Source organism: Hyphomonas sediminis, from assembly GCF_019679475.1.
Classification (GTDB): domain Bacteria; phylum Pseudomonadota; class Alphaproteobacteria; order Caulobacterales; family Hyphomonadaceae; genus Hyphomonas; species Hyphomonas sediminis.
On sequence record NZ_JAIEZP010000001.1, the window covers coordinates 97,866 to 117,973 of the forward strand.

Consider the following 20,108-nt stretch of genomic DNA (forward strand, 5'->3'; position numbering starts at 1 on the left):
ATCTTCCGGCCACCGGCCCCGGTAGCCAGCCTGCAAGTCCTATGCTGCAACAGCGAGCGAAATGCCAGTCACGCAATCGTCACGGGAGCCCATGACGCAGGGTGACAAGGTTGCCGCCCCCTTTTCAGCCCTCAATCTTCGAGAAATCGGCGACCTTGTGCAGCGCGTCGCGCACGGCGACGAGCAGCGCGAGGCGGTTTTCCCGCACTTTGGCATCCGAATCGTTGACCATCACGCCCTCGAAGAAGGCATCGACCGGCGCGCGAAGGACCGAAAGGACCGACATGGCCCCGGCAAAGTCCTCTGCGGCGAGCGGCGCGGCGAGCTTGCCTTGGGCCACTTCCAGCGCGCTCCAGAGCGCCTGTTCTTCCTTCGGCCCCTTGCCGATGAGGGCGGGATCGACCTTGAGCCCCTCGGGCAGCGCGCCCTTCTTCTCTTCGGCCTTCAGGATGTTGGCCGCGCGGCGATAGCCGGCGAGCAGGTTGGCCCCGTCATCGGTCGCCAGGAAGGCGGCGAGCGCCTCAACCCGTTTGACGATGAGGACGAGATCGTCCTCGCCGAGGGCGAAGACGGCGTCGATCAGGTCGTGACGCTTGCCCTGGTCGCGGAGGACTTGCTTGAGGCGGTCGGCGAAGAAGAACTCAAGGTCATATGCCTTGCCAGATTTGAACTCAGGGAATTCCTGACCTGCCGCCTTCATCGAACTTCTAAGAGGCAGTCGTATTTCGGCGTCGAGAATAGAACGAACAACACCCAACGCCGCTCTCCGCAGCGCAAACGGGTCTTTCGAGCCCGTGGGCTTTTCATCAATCGCCCAGAAGCCGACAAGGGTGTCGAGCTTGTCGGCCAGCGCAACGGCGATGGAGACCGGCTCTGCCGGAACGGAGTCGCTGGGGCCTTGGGGTTTGTAGTGGTCGCGGATGGCGTCGGCGACGCGTGGGTCTTCGCCTGCGGCGAGGGCATAATACCGCCCCATGACGCCCTGAAGCTCCGGGAACTCGCCGACCATTTCGGAGACGAGGTCAGCTTTTGCGAGGCGCGCGGCGCGTTCGGCCAGCGCCGGGTCTGCGCCGACTTTCGGGGCGAGTTCGCGGGCGAGCGCGGCGACGCGCTCCACCTTGTCACCGAGTGAGCCGAGTTCTTCCTTGAAGGCGATGGTCTTCAGCTTTTCGCCCATGACTTCGAGCGGGGTTGCCTTGTCCTTCTCCCAGAAGAAGCGGGCGTCTGACAGGCGAGCCGACAGCACGCGGGCATTGCCCTCAGCAATCTTCACGCCGCCATCGCTGGCGGTGATATTGGCCACGACGATGAAGTTTGGCGCCAGCTTGCCGGTCTTCTTCGTGTTGGCCGCAAAGTATTTCTGGTGGGTGCGCATGGAAAGCGTGATGACTTCCGGCGGCAGGTCCAGGAACCCTGCGTCCATCTGTCCAAGGATGACCACGGGCCATTCGGCAAGGCCGGTGACTTCTTCCAGAAGCCCCTTGTCCTCGATCCATTCAAGGCCAGCATCGGCGCAGACTTTGGCGATACCATCAAGAATGGTCTGGCGGCGATCATCGCGGGAGAGGACGACATGCCCCTTCCCTTCAAGCTGGGCCTTGTAGTCCGCCCACCCCGTAACCGTGTACGGACCACGGCCATGGACGCGGTGGCCTTCGGTCGTGTTGCCGCTGGCAACGCCGCCGACTTCAAACGGGACGACCACGCCATCGAGCACGCAGACGATGCCTTGCAGCGGGCGGACCCAGCGCATCTCGCCGGTGCCCCAGCGCATGGATTTGGGCCAATGGAAATCCCGGATGATGGCGGGCACGGCCTCGGCGATCACGTCCGTGGCGTTGCGACCCGGCGTTGTGATGTAGGCGACGTAGAAGTCGCCCTTCTTGGGATCGGAGGCGATTTCCGCTTCGCTGATGTCTTTCAGGCCGGCGCCGCGCAGGAAGCCCGCGATGGCCTGTTCCGGCGCGCCGACCTTGGGGCCTTTCTTCTCTTCGCGCACATCGGCGGAGTGGGCGTCGAGCCCCTCGATCACCGCCGTGAGGCGGCGCGGGCCGGATACGGCGAAGGCATTCTTCCAGCCAAGGCCAGCCTCTTTCAGCTTTGCCGTGAGCGCGGCCAGCAGGTCGGCCTCGGCCTTTGCCTGCATGCGCGCGGGGATTTCTTCGGAGAAGAGTTCGATCAGAAGTTCAGACATGGGGTCTCTCAGCTCCGCGCGGCTTCTTGTTCAGCCCACTGAGCAGCGGCCCCGCGCGTGAGGTCGCGAACGCGGGCGATATAGGCCTGGCGCTCGGTGGGTGAAATCGCGCCGCGGGCGTCGATCAGGTTGAAGGTGTGGGACGCTTTGAGCGCATAATCATAGGCGACGAGCGGCTTGCCTGCTTCGCGCAGCGCCTTGGATTGGCTTTCACAATCGACAAACCAGCGCTTCAGCATCTCGACATCGGAATACTCGAAATTGAAGGCCGATTGCTGGCGCTCGTTTTCGAGGAAGACATCGCCATAGGTGAGCGGGACTTCCGAGGCCGGATCGTTGAATGGCAGGTTGTACACATTGTCGACGCCGAAGACATACATGGCGAGGCGTTCGAGACCGTAGGTCAGCTCGCCGGAGACGGGGAACACGTCGAGGCCGCCGACCTGCTGGAAATAGGTATACTGGCTGACTTCCATGCCATCGCACCAGACTTCCCAGCCAAGCCCCCAGGCGCCGACGGTCGGGTTTTCCCAATCGTCTTCCACGAAACGGATGTCATGGATGAGCGGGTCGATGCCGATGCAGTAGAGGCTCTCCAGGTAGAGGTCCTGCAGGTTTGCCGGGTTCGGCTTCAGGATGACCTGATACTGGTAGTAATGGCCGAGCCGGTTGGGGTTTTCGCCATAGCGGGCGTCCTTGGGGCGGCGGCTGGGCTGAACATAGGCGGCGCGCCAGTTCTTGGGCCCGAGCGCACGCAGGACGGTGGCGGGGTGGAGCGTGCCGGCGCCGACTTCCATGTCGTATGGCTGCAGGATGGCGCAGCCCTGGGCGGACCAGTAGGTCTGGAGCGTCAGGATGAGTTCCTGAAAGGATTTCGGCTTGGCGTGGGCCTTGGGCGGGGACATGGCATTCTTCCGGTGGGATCGTTCCCAGCGGGACTAGCGCTGACCGCGAAACTTCGCAACCGCCGCAAGCGGGAGACTATTTGCGTTTCTTGCGTCCTGAATCGTCAAAGTCGCGCTGGCCGAAGGCGCCGTAGATGGCGATGGCAAGACCGAAGACGAGGCTGACGAGGTAGAGGAATGTGAACATGGAGGCCGCCTCCGTTTTGTGAGCTGCCCATACGTATGGAGATTGGGGGCTCGGCGGCCGGGATCAAGGCGAAATCGGCCCTACCAGGCGAGGGGGCGGCCTTCCACGACCGCCTGGGCAGCGGGTGTGCGGGCGGCGCCGTCCTCAGTATGGGTGACCAGCGCCGGCAAGAGGGTGAGCGGGCCGCGTTTCAGCCCCTTGCGGCCGCGCACCAGCACGCGGCGGGCAGGCTCGCCGGCCTTGGAGGCGACGGGCAGCACGGTGATCTCGCCCGCCTGCCGGTCAAGCTGGGCAAGGATGCGGGCCAGCTCGGCAGCGCGGTGGACAAGGATGATCGGCGCGCGGGGCCGGGCGGCATGGACCATCGCCTTGATCCAGCCTTCCAGAGAGAGGGTTTCGACATAGGCGGGCACCTTGCCCTCCCCCGGCTCGGAGATCTTGCCGGGCTCGAAATAGGGCGGATTGGCGAAGACCAGATCGAAGCGGTTTTCGTGGGGCGTAACCCAATCGGAGGCTTCGGCGTTTTCGACGGTGACGCGCGCGGCAAAGCCGTTCAGGGCGGCGCCCTGGCGGGCCATTTCGGCAACGTCCTGCATCATTTCGATGCCAGTGAAGGCGGCGCCGGGCATCCGGAAGGCCGAGGGCAGCAACGCGCCGCCGCAGCCGCAGCCAAGCTCTAGCGCTTCGCCTTTTTCCAGCACCGGGAGCGCCGCCGACAGCAGCAGGGAATCGAAGCCCGCGCGGAACCCCTTCACCGGCTGAACCAGCCGGACGCGGCCCTGATAGACGGTGTCTTCTGTGGTGTCGCGACTGCCGGTCATAGCCGCCTCAGCGCGACCTCGGTGACCAGATGGCCCGCGCCCTTGCGCAGGATCAGATCGGCCCGCGGGCGGGTGGGCAGGATATTTTCGTGCAGGTTCTTCAGGTTGATGTTTTCCCAGAGCGCAATGGCGGTCTGCAGCGCTTCGGTTTCAGAGAAGGTGGAATAGCGGTGGAAGTAGGATTCTGGGCTGCGAAACGCCGTTTCGCGCAGGCGCATGAAGCGGGCAATATACCATTCGCGCAGCAGGTCTTCGTCGGCATCGATATAGATCGAGAAGTCGAAGAAGTCCGACAGGAAGGGCACGATCTTGCCATCGCGCGGCAGGTCGCGCGGCTGGAGCACGTTGAGGCCCTCGAAGATGAGGATGTCGGGCTGATCGACCGTGACGTATTCGCCGGGGATCACGTCATAGGTCATGTGGGAATAGACCGGCGCGCGGACATGGCGCTGGCCGGACTTGATGCCCGAGAGGAAGCGCAGGAGCGCGCCGACATCATAGCTTTCCGGGAAGCCCTTGCGCTGCATCAGGCCCTCGGCATTGAGGATCGCGTTGGGCAGGAGGAAGCCATCGGTGGTGACGAGATCAACCTTCGGGCTGGACGGCCAGCGGCCAAGCAGTTCCTTCAGGATCCGCGCGGTGGTCGACTTGCCGGCCGAGACCGAGCCCGCCATGCCGATGATAAAGGGCGATTTGACGATATCTTCGGCGAAGAAGGCCTGGCGCTGGCGAAACAGGCGTTGCGTGGTCTCGACATGGGTCGAGAGGAGACGCGAGAGGGAAAGATAGATGCGCCGGACCTCGTCGAGGTCCACAGGTTCGTGCAGAGAGGAGAGGCGATGGACCTCATCCTGCGTCAGCGTCAGGGGCGTATCGGCCCGGAACTGCGCCCACTCCTCCGCCGCAAAGACATGGTAGGGCGAGTAAAAGCCCGCAGGATCAAACTGGTTTACCGGCATCTTCTATTCCACGCGCCCCGACACGCTGCCCTGCCCCCACCGCTGGGGATCAGCAACTCCAAGCGGTGTTCCAACCATAGCCGGGATGTTCATGGATGGTGTAGGTTTTTTCGCCATATTCAAGGTCGAAGGAATACTCGCTGCCATTCTCGAAGGAAACTTCGATCAGGGCGCCATCTTCTGCCCAGTTCTGGAAATAGAGATAGCCTTCGCCACCGCTGACGCCGGAAAACTCGTTCACAAAGCCATAACCGGAGGCGCAGTCATGGGACACGCTGTCCGACTGGTCGGGCCAATAGGTGCCGTTGGCTTCCTGCATGGCGACATTGAACGCCGCCAGATCGGTGGATGAGCAACCTGTGAGCGCACCGCCCGCCCCCAGAATTACCGCGATGATTGCAGCGCGCATCCCTTTGATTCCCCTTGTGAATTTGCCGGGGAATCTCTTTCGGACTTCTGCGCCCGCATCAAGCCCGACGCAGGGTTAAACAAGGCGAAGGCCTAATCCTGCCTCAACTCCGCCAGGGCAGCATCGGCGCGTGCCTTCTGTTCGGCCTTTACCATCAGCCTGCGCGGAAACGCACCGATATTGCCCTCCACCGCCGAGATATGCCGGTCGGCCACAAAATACTCGATGCCCGCTTCCGAGAGCAGGTGTTCGGCATAGGACAACTTCACCGGATCGTTGGTGCGGAGCACTTCTTCCATTACTGGACCTGGCCGCGAAGGTTCATATCGACCGAGCGGGCATCATAGGCGGCGGCATTGTCCGGCTTTGGCCCCGCACCGGTGACGATTTCCAGGACGACCGTGGTCTTGCCTGTGGAGCCCCCGCCCAGCGGAATGCCGATACCAACGCCCACGCCGACACCGGAAGAACGGCCATAGGAACCGGAGCCGCCACCGATGCTGATGGACGAGCCGCCCGAGCGGCCCTGTGTCGTATCGGCATACTCGGCGGTGACCTCAAACCAGTCCTTGCTATCCAGCAGGGTGATCTCAGCCGCCCGCAACAGCGCCAGATTGCGCCCTTTGCCCGCATCGGCATCTGTATAGGATACGCGATAGCGACCGGTTTCGATCTGCTGGGACGCGTAACCCATGGCGCCTTCCTTTGCGGCCGGGCCGTAGGCCGGCGACGTGGCGCAGGCGGCAAGAGTGACAGCCGCAAGGGCGAGCATCAGATGTTTCATGGACTGCATTCCTCATATAACGCACAAACTGGACCAGCGGTTGCAGGCTAACCTATTGCCGCAGAGGCGCCAATGCGCTCAAAGGCGTGCGGCCCGGTGCCACGTCGAGTTGTGCGGGCATTTGCGTAGATTTACTTAACTGACGACCGTTCTGCCGGAGAGCCCCCGTTTTGACCCTCGCGCCCAAACCGAAGAGCAAGGCCCAGCTCTCCTCGATCACGGAGCGGATGCAGGCACTTGTCGCAGACGACCTGACCGCCGTTGAGCAGTTGCTGGCGACACGCGCCGCAAGCCCGGTGGCGATCATTCCCGACCTTTCCGGCTACATCGTCTCGGCGGGCGGCAAACGCCTGCGCCCGATGATCACGCTGATTTCGGCGCATGCTGTGGGCACGGCAAATGCGGCAACGCATGCGCTGGCCGCTGCAGTCGAGTTCATTCACACCGCCACGCTGCTGCATGACGACGTTGTGGACGAAAGCGACCTGCGCCGCGGCAAACCCGCCGCCAAGGCAATCTGGGGCAACAAGGCCTCGATCCTTGTGGGCGACTTCCTGTTTGCGCGTGCCTTCAACCTGCTGGTCGAAGCCAACAGCCTGGTCATCCTGAACCGGCTGGCGACAGCCTCCACCGTGATTGCCGAAGGCGAAGTGCACCAGCTGGCTGCGATGGCAAGCCGCGACCTGCCGACCGAAGAATATCTAGCCATTGTGGAAGCCAAGACAGCCGCCCTGTTTGAAGCCGCCGCTGAGACCGGCGCGCTGTCTGCCGGCAGCGAAGCGCATGCAACGGCGCTGGCGACCTATGGCAAGAATCTGGGCCTCGCCTTCCAGATCATCGACGACGTGCTCGACTATGGCGGCACGACTGCCGTGATCGGCAAATCGGTGGGCGATGATTTCCGGGAAGGCAAGATCACCCTGCCGGTGATCATTGCGCGGCGCCGGGGATCGGATGAGGACCGGGCCTTCTGGGACCGAGCCCTGAACCCGGAGACGCAGGAAGATTCAGATCTCGCGCACGCCGTGCACCTGATCCGCGCGACGGGCGCTGCCGAAGCAACCGTGCAGGAAGCTGAAGCCTATGCCGCCCTGGCCAAGGGCGCGCTGCGCACCCTGCCCGCAACGCCTTACCGCGACGCACTGGAAGATCTCGCCGATTTCTGCGTGAGCCGGGCTTACTAGGTCAGCGCCCTTCCGCGGCGAGGCGCCGCCCGAGCGTCACCCGTTGCCGAACCCAAAGCGAAACGCCTGCCGCCAGCAGCAGCAGGAAGAGGCCGAAAGCGACCGATGGGCCAAGACGCGCCCCGGCGATGGCGGCAAGCGATGCAACCAGGCAGAAGCCCCACCAGAGACCCGCAACCTCCAGATGGCTCCAGCCTGCGCGCAGCAGAAGCTGGTAGGCATGATCCCTATGGGCCTGCATCAGCGGGCGGCCATGGCGGGCGCGCCAGATGAGCGTGAGGAAAACATCGACCAGCACTGGCAGGACGAGCGTTGCAGGCACCCAGACCGAATGGGCGACGGCCACTGACAGGCCGCCAGCGCCGATGAGTGCGCCGATAGCGAGAGCCCCTGTGTCGCCCGCATAAAGCCGCCCCGGAAGGTTCCAGGCGAGAAGGCCGCAGAGCGCCGCAGCAGCGGCCACAAGCAAGAGAAAGAGAACACCCGGCGCAGCGCCAGTCGGAGGGGACGCAATGATCGCGAGGGCGGCAATCAGTATGGCGGATGACCCCATGGCGATGCCGTTTGCCCCATCCATGAAATTCACCGCATTGGCCATGACGAACAGCCAGACAGCAGCGCCCGCAATGGCGATGATCGCAGGCAGCGGCAGACCGACGGCGCCTGCGCCAGGCAACCAGAAGGCCGTGAGCTGTGGCCCCAGCACCGCCGCAAGGATCGCGCCAGCGGCCAGGACGTTTAGCTTTCGCCCGGCGGGCAAATTGTAGCGATCATCCAAATAGCCAAGCAGGCCGGCAATCAGCACAAGGAGGACAGGGCCGCCAAGCGCCGTATGAGACAGGGTAAGCAGCGGGCTTTCCAGACCGCCCGGCCGAAAGAGGCTGGCAGCAAGGATTGCAGACCCGATACCCGAGAGGACACCAACGCCTCCCGCGCTGGGCACAGCGCGGGCCTGCGTCTTGCGCTCCCCATCGGGCGCATCCTGCGGGCCGAGGCGGATCATCAGCGCGCAGACGAGGAAGCTGACAATCAGCGGCAGACCGGCCCAGACAAGCGAGAGCGTGATCATGGCGCAGCCCCGAGGCGACAGGCGGCGGTCCACCAGGTTTTTGTGGCGGGCTGGCTTTTCAGGACGACGCCGGCGCGTTCGGCAAAGGCGATGGCCTCGAAAATGGCAAAGCAGGTGGCGCCCGAGCCGCTCATGCGCGCAAGAAGCACGCCCGGCTGGGCGGCGAGCGTTTCAAGCACGGCGGCAATTTCCGGCACGAGGGCGATGGCGGGAGCCTCCAGATCGTTGCGCTGATGGCGGAGCCAGGCGACGAGCTGTTTGGCATCCTGCAAATCCGCTGGCGGATCTGTTTCAGCAAAGCCGGCGCCGCCGCCAGCCGCGTCATAGGCGCGGAAGATAGGCCCCGTTGGACAGGCCACACCGGGATTGACGAGCAACGCCGCAACAGGCGGCACGACGCAGGGGATGACACGTTCCCCTTCCCCGCGCATCAGGGCGGGCAGACCAGAGAGCGCAACAGGAACATCGCCGCCAAGGCTGGGCGCGAGGGCGATTGCATGGGCCGGGTCGACACCCCAAAGCTCTGTCAGCAAGCGCAGCGCCACCGCCGCATCCGACGAACCGCCCCCGATACCAGCCGCCACGGGGAGGCGTTTGATGAGGCGAAGGCGGGTCCCTTTCGGCGTGCCGCTCGCGGCTTTGAGCGCAAGGGCGGCGCGCAGGACGAGATTATCGGCCGGATCACCCGATGCAGGCGCCGTGGGGCCGGAGACATCCAGCGTTATGTCTTCAGCAAGCTCCGCCGTCAGATGGTCTGCAGCGGACGCATCGGAGAAGACCACAAGAGAATCAAGGTTGTGCCGGCCATTGGGTTTAACCGGGCCGACATGCAGGGTGAGGTTCACCTTGGCAGGCGCAAAGCCGGACAGGCTTACAGGCGAAGTTGTCATTGCAGCGTCGCGGGCGCCGGTTCCGGGACGAGACCCGTGCGCAGCTTCTCTTCGATCAGCGTACGGTCTTCTTCACCGGGATCGAGCTTGAGGGCGCGGTTCCACTGGAAGCCGGCTTCGAGATGCCGGCCGGCCATCCAATAGGCATCGCCCAGATGATCGTTTAACGTCGGGTCGCCCGGCATCAGCTCGACGGCGCGCTCAAGGAAGTCGACGGCTTCCTCATACTTGCCAAGCCGGTAATAGGCCCAGCCGAGGCTGTCGACGATGTGGCCGGATAACGGCTCGAGGATGACAGCGCGGCGGATGAGGCTGAACCCTTCCTCCAGATTGATGCCCCGATCGATCCAGGAATAGCCGAGATAGTTGAGGATGGTGGCGTTCTCCGGGCGCAGCTCGAGAGCGTGCTTCAGGTCGGCCTCGGCGGCTTCCCAGCTGCCCTGGCGTTCACGCGCCGCGCCGCGGGCGAAGATGACGCGCCAATCGGCCTGCTCGCCATCGCTGGCGATCACTTCGCTGAGAATGGCTTCGCCATCGGTGTACCGTTCGCGCGAGATGTAGAGGTCTGCCAGCTGCAGTTTCAGGCCGCGATCAGGATTGCCTGCAAGCGCCTCTGCGGCGACCTGCAGTGCTTCTTCGCTGCGGTTTTCGGCGTTGAGCAGATTTGCCAGCTGGCCGCGCGCATTGGCGTAATAGTCCGAGGACGGCGGAACCTCGCGCAGGATGCGGATCGCGTCGTCGCGGCGCCCGCCATTCTCGAGCGCCTGCGCCCAGAGCGAACGGGCGACATGAAGGTTCGGGTCCAGCGCGAGCGCCAGCACGAAGTAGACTGAGGAGAGATCATCTTCGGTCTGGTACATCAACGCGGCGGCGGGCACATAGAAGGACAAGGCGGCGCCCTGGCGCGTGGAAAGGCGGCGCGGCTTGATGCGGACACCGGACTCGATGCGGTCTGCCAGAGACGCAAGGCTTGCATTGACGCCAACATCGGCGCGGAAGGTGTCGATCAGCTCCAGCGCGCGTTCCCTGTCTCCCCCCGCGGCCAGCAACTCAGCATGGGCTTCCACGCCGACGGCGAGGCGGGCGCCCGATGTCCAGACCTTCTCGAAGGTTTCAATCGCGGCTTTGGTCTCCCCCGCGGACATCTGCAGCAGGCCAAGCATATAGAGGGACGGGCTGTCGAAACGCATGTCTCCGGTAAGCTGTTGCTCGACGAATGGCGCCGCATCGGACAGGCCGCCTTTTTCGAGGGCCACCCAGGCGGAGAGATTGTTGGCAATCGACCGGTTGAAGGGCGGCAATCCCTCCCCCTCAAGCCAGGGCCTTGCTTTCTGGGCGCGGCTACGGGTGATGGCATCGGTGGCGAGCGTCAAGCGGACGAGGCTTGCCTGGCTGCCCGCTTCGCTGGCACGGTGAGCCAGACCGACGGCGACCGCGTAATCGCCCGCCAGCAAGGCAGAGAAAACCGCACGCTCGGCAATCGGCGCCTTGTCCGGCATCGCGTCGATGACGGCACCATAGCTTAGGGCGGCAGTTTCCGGATCATTGGTCAGCGACGCAATGCGCGCGATCATGAAGTCCCGGTATGAGGACGCCTCTGGGGGGCGGTCTTCGGAGAAATTATACGAAGGCCCGTGCGGCCCGGAGCTGGCGCAACCGCCCAGCGTGACAAGACCGGCCAACAGGAGCGTCGAGAAGAATGGTTTCATGAGGCGACACTTGCAGTATCCGGCAGGAGCGACAAGAGGGCCGCAACCGCGTGCCCTATTGAGAGGCGAGGCGCACATCCTGCCGGTCGAAATAGGAATCGATGGCCCGCTTGACCGCCTGAACGGCTGCCTCGCGCCCCCTGTCCGACTGGAGACGCCGGGCGTCCTCGGCATTCGTCAGGAAGCCAAGCTCCAGCAGAACGGCAGGCACGTCCGGCGCCAGCAGCACATAAAAACCCGCGCTGCGGTGGGTATTGCGCAGGACGGGGCCTGCCTTTTCCAGTTCGGGCAACAGCAGCTCGGCAAACTCGCCCGAACGTGTCTTGGTTTCGCGCTTCACAAGGTCTGACAGGATGCCCGTGAGGCGCTGGGGCGTGCCATCTTCAATGGGGATGACCCAGTTGTTGCGACTGGCTTCCCGGTCGATCCGCCCCTCGCCGCGTGCCGAGATGGTGTAGACCGAGGCGCCTGCGACCGTGCTGTTGCCGGCCGCATCGGCATGCAGCGAGATGAACAGCTCGGCATTCCAGTTGCGGGCGCGGGTCACACGATCCTCATGATCGACATAGACATCGGTGTCGCGCACAAGGCGGACAGTATAGCGGCCATCGGCTTCCAGAAGGTCGCGCAGGTCCAGCGCCGCCTTGAGGGTAATGTCCTTTTCCTTGCCGCCATTGACGGCGAGCGCGCCGGGATCCTTGCCGCCATGGCCGGCATCAATAACCACCACATGGCCTTTCGTGCCGCGGAGCGGAACTTTACGGGTGGAGGTGGACGCGCCGGCAAGCTGGAGCGCAGCTTTTTCGGCAGCCTTGCCGGCATCGGCCTCGGCCTTGGCAAAACGGCGCACATCCCGCTTGGCCATGCTGGCGAAACGGGCGTCCGACACCGTGTCGAGATCGATGATGACGCGGTGGGCCGTTTCAGTTCCCGTGGGCGGCAGGCGCAGGACGCGCACGACGGACATCGGCCGATCCAGTTCGAACACCAGTTCGCCGGGGTTCAGCGTCCAGACGCTGACACCGCCGCTGCCGAGGCCTTCCGCAGAATAGGCGTTCAATCTCAAAGGGAAAACAATGCGCCGCCCGCCAGCGCCCTCCTGAAGGAAAGCATCCCCTTCTTCCGGAGTGTCCGTCCAGACCGTGATTCGGGTGGGGGCACCGTCCCCCACGACCCGCACTTGTGACACATCGGCAACGGCGCCGAAAACGGCGACAAAGCAAAGGGTTAACAAGACTGAAACGGTGCGTATCAGCATCAGCTCGGCGGGTAAAACGGGCAGGCCCTGCCCAAATTGACGTCAGCCCATTGGATACCCACAGGAAGATTAACCCAGCCTTGACCGCAGATTAGCGGTTACAGCACCCGCAGCGGGAATTTGGCTCTTTCAATTGCAGGGAAAATTGGGCACAGTTCTCATGTGGCCGCCGTAAAGGGTCGGCCCAACGGTTTCCCAACAGCGCACCCCGGCCCGGCTTCCCCGGAAAGGCAAGCGGGCGGCGCGCTCCGGAAAGCAGGATAAATGCGCACAGGTGCCGCGAACACTGCAGGTTTGACCGACTCGCCGAGGCGAGACGGCTCCCTGCGCCCGCAAGGCGCCTCCCTCCCCACTTATTCCGGCCTGCCAGCCCGCCTGAGGCGTGATACGCCCTGGCGCGCGGCGCCGGACCGAAAGGTTCTGTTTCATGAGCAGACTGATGCTGATCGACGCCGCCCACCCCGAAGAAACGCGGGTGGCGATCGTCAACAACGGCCAGGTTGACGATTTCGACTTCGAGGCAACCGGCAACGAACAACTCCGCGGAAATATCTATCTCGCAAAAGTGACCCGGGTGGAGCCCTCGCTCCAGGCGGCCTTTGTCGAGTATGGTGGCAACCGCCATGGTTTCCTCGCCTTCAGCGAGATCCACCCCGATTATTACCAGCTGCCGGCCGAAGACCGCGAAGCCCTGCTGCGCGAAGCGGCCGAGGAAGCTGCTGCCGCCATCGAAGACGATGATGACGGCCCATATGTGCCCCATGGCATGAGCGCGGACATGGAAAATGGCGGCAATGGCGGCCACACCCATGCGCAGGACGAAGACGGCGAGGATGACGCCGAAGGTGACGGCGACGAGGAAGACGGCGCCGAAGCAGCTGCCGGCGAAGACGACGCCGAGGACGAAGACGCCGGCGAAGAAGGCGAGCCCAAAGCCGCCAAGCCCGCTGCCAAACCGGCCCGCCGCAACAGCCAGAAGAAAACCCAGCGCACGCCGATTTCCAAGCGTTACAAGATCCAGGAAGTGATCCGCCGCCGCCAGGTGATGCTGGTGCAGGTGGTCAAAGAGGAGCGCGGCAACAAGGGCGCCGCCCTGACGACCTATCTGTCGCTGGCCGGCCGCTACTCCGTCCTGATGCCAAACACCCCGCGCGGCGGCGGGATTTCCCGCAAGATCGTCAATTCGGCAGACCGCAAGCGCCTGAAATCCATCGTTTCGGAGCTGGATGTGCCCGATGGTCAGGGCCTCATCGTGCGCACGGCCGGCGCCAAGCGCACCAAGGCCGAGATCAAGCGCGACTATGAATACCTCTCGAAACTGTGGGAGCAGATTGTCGAGAAGACGCTCTCTTCGGAAGCCCCGGCGCTGATCAATGCTGAGGGTGGCCTCGTCCACCGGGCGATGCGGGACATGTTCGACAAGGAGATCGAGGAAGTCTGGGTTCAGGGCGATGACGCCTACCGCGAGGCGAAAGACCTCGCCAAGATCATCATGCCGAGCCAGGCCAAGAAGGTTCAGCAATGGCGCGACGAAGATCCGCTCTATGTGGCTGAAGCGGTCGAGAACCAGCTCGATTCCATCTATTCGCCGGTCGTTCAGCTGAAATCGGGCGGCTATCTGGTGATCAACCAGACCGAAGCCCTCGTAGCCATTGACGTGAACTCTGGCAAGGCGACCCGCGAGCGCAATATCGAGCAGACTGCCCTGCGCACCAATCTGGAAGCAGCTGAAGAAGCCTGCCGCCAGATGCGCCTGCGCGACCTGGCCGGCCTGATCGTGATCGACTTCATCGATATGGAGGAGAACAAGAACAACCGCGCGGTCGAGAAACGCCTGAAGGAATGCCTGAAGGTGGACCGCGCCCGCGTGCAGCATGGCCGCATCTCGCAATTCGGCCTGATGGAAATCTCGCGTCAGCGCCGCCGCCAAGGCGTGCTGCAGGCGACTTCCGATCCCTGCCCGGCCTGTAACGGCACGGGCCGCCGCCGCTCGATCCCATCGGCGGCGCTGCAACTGATCCGCGCCATCGAAGCGCGCGCTGCAACGGGCGGCCTGCGCGGCATCGCCGTGAAAGCGCCGACCGATGTGGCGCTCTACATCCTCAACAACAAGCGCGAAGCGCTGATCGGCATCGAGCGGGTGGCGGGCTTTGCCATTTCCATCCACTCTTCCGAGGACATGCTGCCGGGCGATTTCCAGATCGACGCCGAACGCGACCCGAACGCCAAGCCGAAGAAACGCTCCACACCGCGCTCGCTGATGAAACCGACGCCGCCGCCTTCGCGTGACGAAGACGACGAGGATTTCGAAGACGAAGACCTGATCGAGGCCGATGACGAAGCCGGCGATGAGGATGACAGCGCCGAAGCTTCCGATGCTGATGGCGGCAGCGAAGAAAAACAGGGTGGCGGCCGCCGCCGCCGCCGCCGCCGCAGAGGCGGACGCAATCGCGGCGAACAGCGCGAAACCGGGCTAGAAGTCGTGGATGCGGAAGCCCCGGCCATTGAGGTGGGTGAAGCAGACGCCGACGATGAAGACGAGGGCGACGACGACGACGAGGATGGCGACGAGGCCGGGAACGACGCCCGCGCCGAAGACGGCGACTCGCCGCGCAAACGCCGCCGCCGTGGCCGCCGGGGTGGGCGCCGCCGTCGCCGGGGTGGCGAGGGCCGCGATATCCCGATGGTGGCCGATGGCGGCGCGCTGCTGGATGGCCTGTCGGTCAGCGCTGAGGTGATGCTGTCGGAAGATGAGCCTTCGATTGGTCTGCCGGCACCGGCAGACGTCGAAGCGGAAGCGGAGGCTGTTGAGGCCGCCGAAGCGCCACCGGAAGCAGATGCTCCGGCTGCGGAGGTTGCCGAAGCAGCTCCTGCAGAGGCGGCAACTGAAGCTGAGTCCAAGCCGGAAGAAGCTGAAGCACCCGCACCGAAGCCGCGTTCGCGCCGTGGACGCTCCAAGGCTGCGGCAGACGAGGCACCTACTGCCGCGCCGGCTGAAACGCCGGCGGAAGAAGCCCCAGTCGTTGCAGTTGTTGAGGAGGCTCCGCCTGCTCCTGCCGTAGTCGAGGAGCCGGCGACGGAACCAGAAATGGCTGCAGCCGAAGCGCCCGCCGAAGCAGCACCGGAAACACCTCCTGCCCCGGCGGAGCCGCCGGCACCCAAGCGCAATGGCTGGTGGAGCCGCGGGAAGAAATAACCTCCCGCTCCTCCGGCAACGGACAATCAGACAAACAAAAAGGCCGGAGCGATGCTCCGGCCTTTTCTTTTTCATGAGGAATCGCCCCCCACGCCTTACTCGGCGGCAGAGCAGGACTTCTTCATATACAGGTCCATCAGGTGCGCGCGGCGCTTCTCAACGAGCTTTTCCGCTTCAGACGCATTCATATAGTTGCCGACAGCGGCCGGCCAGAAGAACACAACGGCAGCGACGTTTGCAGTGTTCACACCCTTGTCGCCGGAAGCATCTTCCATGACCTGGTCGAGCTTGTCGAACTCACCTTCGATTTCTTCGCACGACATCTTCAGATCAGTCGGCTTTTCAACCGCAACTTTCTCGGTCGTTGTACATGCAGTCAAAACAAGTGCGCTTGCGGCGACGAGCACCGCAGTCAGAGTTTTCTTCAATGGGACCCCCAAGTTGAATATTTGCTCTCTTTGAGCGAGAGGATTTCAACAGTCTGAGGCATTTCAGATCAACCCAAAAGTGCCCCAGCGGCCATAATTTTCCACAGAATCAAAAAGGGAGACGCTACGCGCCTCCCTTTATCTGTATACGCTGAATTGAAACCAGTCTCAGCGCCGCAGGCGAGGTCAGGCGGCAGCTTTCTTTTCGCCCGCGGGCGGGAAGCGTCCGTAGAAGCTTTCGCCTTTTTCGGCCATTTCGCGCAGCAGTTTACCGGGGCGGAAGCGCTCGCCGTATTTGTCGGCGAGGCGGTCTGCCTCGGCAACAAAGGCGGGCACGCCCCAGATCAGATCCATGTAGCTGACGCAGCCGCCGGTATAGGGCGCAAAGCCCCAGGCGAGGATCGAGCCGATGTCGCCATCGCGCGCATCGGTGATCACGCCTTCCTCAAAGCAGCGGGCCACTTCGATCGCCTGACGGATCAGGAGACGGTTGGTCAGCTCTTTCTTCAGGGCGGGCGGGCACTCGTCGACCTTGATCTCGACTTGCTCGTTCAGGCCCGGCCAGAGGCGATCCGGCTTTCCCTGTTCGTTATAGTCGTAGAAGCCCTTGCCGGCCTTGCGGCCAACGCGGCCCTTGTCTTCGACAACCCAGGCCATGAGGCGGCCAAGTGGGGCTTCGTTGTAATCGAAGCCGGTGGCCTTGGCGGTTGCGCGGCCGACTTTGAGCGCCGTGTCGAGACCAACGGAGTCGGACACTTCGAGTGGGCCCATCGGCATGCCGGACTGACGGCCGACATTCTCAATGATCGCCGGCTTGATGCCTTCCGACACCATTTCCAGGCCTTCCTGGGTGTAGGTGCCAAAGCAGCGCGAGGTGTAGAAGCCGCGGCTGTCATTGACGACAATCGGCGTCTTCCGGATTTTCAGGACATAGTCGATCGTCTTGGCGAGGGTTTCCTGGCTGGTTTCCTTACCCATGATGATCTCGACAAGCCCCATCCGCTCGACCGGCGAGAAGAAGTGGATGCCGATGAACTTGTCCTGACGCTTCAACGGAGTGGAGAGCTGGGTGATCGGCAGGGTCGAGGTATTGGAGCCGACGATGGCGTTCTCGCCTACTGCGGCCTCAACATCGGTCAGCACCTTGTGCTTGAGGTCCATGTCCTCATAGACAGCCTCGATCACCAGATCGCAATCTTCCAGGAGCTTATAATCCGTGGTCGGCGTGATGAGCGAGAGAAGCGCATCGCCCTTCTCTTTCGTGCTCTTGCCACGGGAAACGGCCTTCTCGACGAGGCGGACGGAGTATTGCTTGCCCTTGTCGGCCGCTTCCTGCTTCACATCGACGAGCACGGTGCGGATGCCTGCGCGTGCCTGTTCATAGGCGATGCCAGCGCCCATCAGGCCAGCGCCGATGACGCCGACTTTCTTGATCTCCGCCTTCTCGAAGCCTGCCGGACGATTTGCACCTTTCGACAGGGCCTGCGTGGAAAGGAACAGCGAACGGATCATCGCCTTGGCTTCGGGGCGCTGCTGCGTGTTGATGAAGTAGCGCGTTTCAATGCGCAGGCCGGCATCGATCGGCACCTGAATGCCCTCATAGACGCAGGAGAGGATATTCTTCTGGGCCGGATAGTTTCCATACGTTTTGGCCGACAGCATCATGTTCGAGAATGTGGCCACCTGGCCAGCGCCCGGCGATTTGTGCGGCACGCCGCCCGGCACCTTGAAGCCCTTCTCATCCCACGGCGCTTTCGCCTTTGGATTGGCCTTCACCCATGCCTTGGCACGAGCAACTGTTTCCGCACCCGGAGCAAGCTCCTGAACGACGCCCATGGCGTGGGCTTTCTCTGCATTGAAGCTTTCGCCCTGCAGGATCAGCGGGAGTGCGGCCTGAACGCCGACGAGGCGCGGCATGCGCTGCGTGCCGCCAGCGCCCGGCAGGAGGCCAATCTTGGCTTCCGGCAGGCCGAACTGGATGCGCGGATTGTCATTGGCCGCAACGCGGTAATGACAGGCAAGCGCCACTTCGAGACCGCCGCCAAGGGCGAGGCCGTTGAGCGCAACGGCGACCGGCTTGCCGCAGGTTTCGAGCTTGCGCAGCGTGCCGTTGAGGGCAAAGCCCGCATCGAACTGTTCTTTCTTCAGCTCGGCTTCAGACTTTTTCTGTTGCTCGCCGCCGCTGCCGGCGCGGTCGCCCATCTCGCCAAGGTCTGCCCCGGCGCAGAAGCCGGTTTCCTTGCCCGACGAAATGACCAGGCCCTTGATGGCGTCATTCGTCGCCACTTCCTGGGTGATCGCGATGATGTCCGCCACGGCCTTGCCGGTGAGCGTATTCATGCTGCGGCCGGGCACGTCGAAGATCGCGTGGGCGATGCCGTCGGCATCGATGTCGAATTTGAAAGTTTCAAGTTTCATGACTGTGTTCTCAATATTCCGTAGTGTGATCAGACGCGCTCGATGATGGTGGCCGTGCCCATGCCGGCGCCAACACAGAGGGTGATGAGGCCGGTTTCCTTGTCGGAGCGCTCAAGCTCGTCCAGAACCGTGCCGAGGATCATGCCGCCGGTTGCGCCCAGCGGGTGGCCCATCGCAATGGCGCCGCCATTGACGTTCATCTTCTCGTGCGGAATTTCGAGCAGCTTCATCATCAGCATGACGACAGACGCGAAGGCTTCGTTGAGTTCGTAGATGTCGATGTCGCCAACATTCATGCCGGCTTTCTTCAGCACCTTCTGCGTCACATAGGTCGGGCCGGTGAGCATGATGCCCGGCTCCGAACCGATGGAGGCCATGGCGCGGACCTTTGCGCGCGGCTTCAGGCCAAGCGCTTCGCCCATTTCCTTCGAGCCGAAGAGAACGGCGGACGCGCCATCCACGATGCCCGAGGAGTTGCCGGCGTGGTGAACGTGGTTGATCTTCTCAAGCTCCGGATAGCGCTGCTTGATGACTTCATCGAAGCCCATCGCGCCCATGCCGGCGAAGGACGGGTCCAGCGCGGCAAGCGATTGCATGGTTGTGTCCGGGCGCATGTGCTCGTCATGGGCAAGGCGGATGCCGCCCATCTGATCCTTGACCGGAACGATGGATTTGGAGAAGCGGCCCTCCTTCCAGGCTTGGGCGGCGCGCTTTTGGCTTTCGAGGGCGAAAGCGTCCACGTCATCCCGGCTGAAGCCGTATTTCGTGGCGATGGTGTCGGCGCCGATGCCCTGGGGCGTGAAGTAGGATTTGAGCGCAATCTGCGGATCAGCCGACCACGCGCCGCCTGACGCGCCCATGGGCACGCGGCTCATCGATTCAACGCCGCCGCCAATGGCAAAGTCGGCTTCGCCGGCAATGACTTTTGCCGCCGCCATGTTGCAGGCTTCGAGGCCCGACGCGCAGAAACGGTCAACCTGCACGCCCGCGGTGGTTTCGGCATAGTCCGCGTTCAGAACGGCAACGCGCGCGATATCAGCCCCCTGCTCTCCCACCGGAGAGACGCAGCCGAGGACAACATCGTCAACCTTGGACGTGTCGAGGTCATTCCGGTCACGGATGGCCTGGAGGACCTGTGTGGCAAGGCTGAGCGAGGTGATCTCGTGCAGCGCGCCGGAGGATTTGCCTTTGCCGCGGGGTGTACGCACGGCGTCGTAGATATAGGCTTCGGGCATGGGGTGGCTCCTTTGGAAGTCAGGATCTTGGGGTTTGGGCCGGTGCTTTGGCCGGGTTGAGCGTGAGCGAGGCAGTGGCCCTCGCGGCTTCCTTGCCGCGGGAGTCGAAAAGGTCGGCCTCGGCGAAAACCATCGCCCGGCCGACATTGCGAAGCCGCGCGGCCACCTCGATGGGGCCAACGCGGACGGGGCGGAGGAAATGCGTGTGCAAGTCCACCGTGGAAGGGTATTTTGACGTGCCGGCCTTGATGGTCGTCAGCATGCCGATGGCATCATCCATCATGGCAACGAGATAGCCGCCCTGGATATAGCCGGCGGGATTTGTGAATTCCGGGCTGCCATTGAACCGGACGCGCGTGGTCATCGCCTTGGCGTCCAGCTCAATGATCTCAAAGCCAAGGGACACCGAGCTGCGCGCGGGCGTTGGGAAGACTTCGCGGAGCAAGTGCCTGTCTGGCATAA

17 protein-coding genes are annotated in these 20,108 nt (G+C 63.4%); 2 read left to right on the plus strand and 15 right to left on the minus strand.

The window, feature by feature from the left end; all coding sequences use genetic code 11:
* Nucleotides 1-124: 124 nt before the first annotated feature.
* The 7 genes from glyS to K1X12_RS00525 form a co-directional block, all read right to left on the minus strand.
* The gene (gene glyS, locus K1X12_RS00495) at nucleotides 125-2,194 is read right to left on the minus strand and encodes a glycine--tRNA ligase subunit beta (protein ID WP_220985681.1); all 2,070 of its coding nucleotides are present in this window, start codon (nucleotides 2,192-2,194) and stop codon (nucleotides 125-127) included.
* A gap of 8 nt (nucleotides 2,195-2,202) precedes the next feature.
* Complete coding sequence (locus tag K1X12_RS00500; RefSeq protein ID WP_220985682.1) at nucleotides 2,203-3,099, minus strand: glycine--tRNA ligase subunit alpha; 897 nt, start codon at nucleotides 3,097-3,099, stop codon at nucleotides 2,203-2,205.
* A gap of 267 nt (nucleotides 3,100-3,366) precedes the next feature.
* A complete protein-coding gene (locus K1X12_RS00505; protein WP_220985683.1) occupies nucleotides 3,367-4,107 on the minus strand; it encodes a tRNA1(Val) (adenine(37)-N6)-methyltransferase in 741 nt (246 codons plus the stop codon).
* A complete protein-coding gene (gene coaA, locus K1X12_RS00510; RefSeq protein WP_220985684.1) occupies nucleotides 4,104-5,066 on the minus strand; it encodes a type I pantothenate kinase in 963 nt (320 codons plus the stop codon). Before coaA ends, K1X12_RS00505 begins: the two co-directional genes overlap by 4 nt.
* A 49-nt stretch (nucleotides 5,067-5,115) precedes the next feature.
* Nucleotides 5,116-5,475: a hypothetical protein gene (locus K1X12_RS00515; protein ID WP_220985685.1), complete on the minus strand. Its 360-nt coding sequence runs from the start codon at nucleotides 5,473-5,475 to the stop codon at nucleotides 5,116-5,118.
* 92 nt (nucleotides 5,476-5,567) lie between these two features.
* On the minus strand, nucleotides 5,568-5,774 hold the full coding sequence (locus K1X12_RS00520; protein ID WP_220985686.1) for a putative signal transducing protein: 207 nt from the start codon (nucleotides 5,772-5,774) through the stop codon (nucleotides 5,568-5,570).
* Entirely contained in the window at nucleotides 5,774-6,259 is a 486-nt protein-coding gene (locus K1X12_RS00525) for a CC0125/CC1285 family lipoprotein (RefSeq protein ID WP_220985687.1), read from the minus strand. The genes K1X12_RS00520 and K1X12_RS00525 overlap by 1 nt, the downstream gene beginning before the upstream one ends.
* A gap of 227 nt (nucleotides 6,260-6,486) precedes the next feature.
* Between K1X12_RS00525 and K1X12_RS00530 the strand changes: the two genes are divergently transcribed.
* Nucleotides 6,487-7,443, plus strand: a complete 957-nt coding sequence (locus tag K1X12_RS00530; RefSeq protein WP_439649729.1) for a polyprenyl synthetase family protein — start codon at nucleotides 6,487-6,489, stop codon at nucleotides 7,441-7,443.
* 1 nt (nucleotide 7,444) lies between these two features.
* On the opposite strand, the gene K1X12_RS00535 is transcribed toward K1X12_RS00530, so the two are convergent.
* Genes K1X12_RS00535 through K1X12_RS00550 form a run of 4 tightly spaced genes read right to left on the minus strand, consistent with a single transcriptional unit; the run spans nucleotide 7,445 to nucleotide 12,171 of the window.
* Entirely contained in the window at nucleotides 7,445-8,512 is a 1,068-nt protein-coding gene (locus K1X12_RS00535) for a glycosyltransferase family 4 protein (protein WP_220985689.1), read from the minus strand.
* A complete protein-coding gene (locus K1X12_RS00540) occupies nucleotides 8,509-9,402 on the minus strand; it encodes a 4-(cytidine 5'-diphospho)-2-C-methyl-D-erythritol kinase (RefSeq protein WP_220985690.1) in 894 nt (297 codons plus the stop codon). Before K1X12_RS00540 ends, K1X12_RS00535 begins: the two co-directional genes overlap by 4 nt.
* Nucleotides 9,399-11,111: a tetratricopeptide repeat protein gene (locus K1X12_RS00545; protein WP_220985691.1), complete on the minus strand. Its 1,713-nt coding sequence runs from the start codon at nucleotides 11,109-11,111 to the stop codon at nucleotides 9,399-9,401. The genes K1X12_RS00540 and K1X12_RS00545 overlap by 4 nt, the downstream gene beginning before the upstream one ends.
* A 55-nt stretch (nucleotides 11,112-11,166) precedes the next feature.
* Nucleotides 11,167-12,171: an N-acetylmuramoyl-L-alanine amidase family protein gene (locus K1X12_RS00550; RefSeq protein ID WP_220985692.1), complete on the minus strand. Its 1,005-nt coding sequence runs from the start codon at nucleotides 12,169-12,171 to the stop codon at nucleotides 11,167-11,169.
* A 625-nt stretch (nucleotides 12,172-12,796) separates the two neighbouring features.
* Between K1X12_RS00550 and K1X12_RS00555 the strand changes: the two genes are divergently transcribed.
* Nucleotides 12,797-15,565: an Rne/Rng family ribonuclease gene (locus K1X12_RS00555; RefSeq protein ID WP_220985693.1), complete on the plus strand. Its 2,769-nt coding sequence runs from the start codon at nucleotides 12,797-12,799 to the stop codon at nucleotides 15,563-15,565.
* A gap of 95 nt (nucleotides 15,566-15,660) precedes the next feature.
* Here the strand turns inward: K1X12_RS00555 and K1X12_RS00560 are convergent, their stop codons facing one another.
* The 4 genes from K1X12_RS00560 to K1X12_RS00575 form a co-directional block, all read right to left on the minus strand.
* Nucleotides 15,661-15,993 carry a hypothetical protein gene (locus K1X12_RS00560; protein ID WP_220985694.1) on the minus strand — a complete coding sequence of 111 codons (333 nt, stop codon included), beginning with the start codon at nucleotides 15,991-15,993 and terminating at the stop codon, nucleotides 15,661-15,663.
* Between the two features lie 186 nt (nucleotides 15,994-16,179).
* On the minus strand, nucleotides 16,180-18,411 hold the full coding sequence (locus K1X12_RS00565; RefSeq protein WP_220985695.1) for a 3-hydroxyacyl-CoA dehydrogenase NAD-binding domain-containing protein: 2,232 nt from the start codon (nucleotides 18,409-18,411) through the stop codon (nucleotides 16,180-16,182).
* A gap of 29 nt (nucleotides 18,412-18,440) precedes the next feature.
* Nucleotides 18,441-19,646, minus strand: a complete 1,206-nt coding sequence (locus K1X12_RS00570) for an acetyl-CoA C-acetyltransferase (RefSeq protein WP_220985696.1) — start codon at nucleotides 19,644-19,646, stop codon at nucleotides 18,441-18,443.
* Between the two features lie 19 nt (nucleotides 19,647-19,665).
* Nucleotides 19,666-20,106 (minus strand): PaaI family thioesterase, encoded by a 441-nt coding sequence (locus tag K1X12_RS00575; protein ID WP_220985697.1) that lies wholly within the window; start codon nucleotides 20,104-20,106, stop codon nucleotides 19,666-19,668.
* Between the last annotated feature and the right edge of the window lie 2 nt (nucleotides 20,107-20,108).

Bases quoted from the DNA above. Each gene is read 5' to 3' on its own strand.
- glyS (WP_220985681.1), bottom strand. From the start codon at position 2,194: ATGTCTGAACTTCTGATCGAACTCTTCTCCGAAGAAATCCCCGCGCGC.
- K1X12_RS00500 (WP_220985682.1), bottom strand. From the start codon at position 3,099: ATGTCCCCGCCCAAGGCCCACGCCAAGCCGAAATCCTTTCAGGAACTC.
- K1X12_RS00505 (WP_220985683.1), bottom strand. From the start codon at position 4,107: ATGACCGGCAGTCGCGACACCACAGAAGACACCGTCTATCAGGGCCGC.
- coaA (WP_220985684.1), bottom strand. From the start codon at position 5,066: ATGCCGGTAAACCAGTTTGATCCTGCGGGCTTTTACTCGCCCTACCAT.
- K1X12_RS00515 (WP_220985685.1), bottom strand. From the start codon at position 5,475: ATGCGCGCTGCAATCATCGCGGTAATTCTGGGGGCGGGCGGTGCGCTC.
- K1X12_RS00520 (WP_220985686.1), bottom strand. From the start codon at position 5,774: ATGGAAGAAGTGCTCCGCACCAACGATCCGGTGAAGTTGTCCTATGCC.
- K1X12_RS00525 (WP_220985687.1), bottom strand. From the start codon at position 6,259: ATGAAACATCTGATGCTCGCCCTTGCGGCTGTCACTCTTGCCGCCTGC.
- K1X12_RS00530 (WP_439649729.1), top strand. From the start codon at position 6,487: ATGCAGGCACTTGTCGCAGACGACCTGACCGCCGTTGAGCAGTTGCTG.
- K1X12_RS00535 (WP_220985689.1), bottom strand. From the start codon at position 8,512: ATGATCACGCTCTCGCTTGTCTGGGCCGGTCTGCCGCTGATTGTCAGC.
- K1X12_RS00540 (WP_220985690.1), bottom strand. From the start codon at position 9,402: ATGACAACTTCGCCTGTAAGCCTGTCCGGCTTTGCGCCTGCCAAGGTG.
- K1X12_RS00545 (WP_220985691.1), bottom strand. From the start codon at position 11,111: ATGAAACCATTCTTCTCGACGCTCCTGTTGGCCGGTCTTGTCACGCTG.
- K1X12_RS00555 (WP_220985693.1), top strand. From the start codon at position 12,797: ATGAGCAGACTGATGCTGATCGACGCCGCCCACCCCGAAGAAACGCGG.
- K1X12_RS00565 (WP_220985695.1), bottom strand. From the start codon at position 18,411: ATGAAACTTGAAACTTTCAAATTCGACATCGATGCCGACGGCATCGCC.
- K1X12_RS00570 (WP_220985696.1), bottom strand. From the start codon at position 19,646: ATGCCCGAAGCCTATATCTACGACGCCGTGCGTACACCCCGCGGCAAA.
- K1X12_RS00575 (WP_220985697.1), bottom strand. From the start codon at position 20,106: ATGCCAGACAGGCACTTGCTCCGCGAAGTCTTCCCAACGCCCGCGCGC.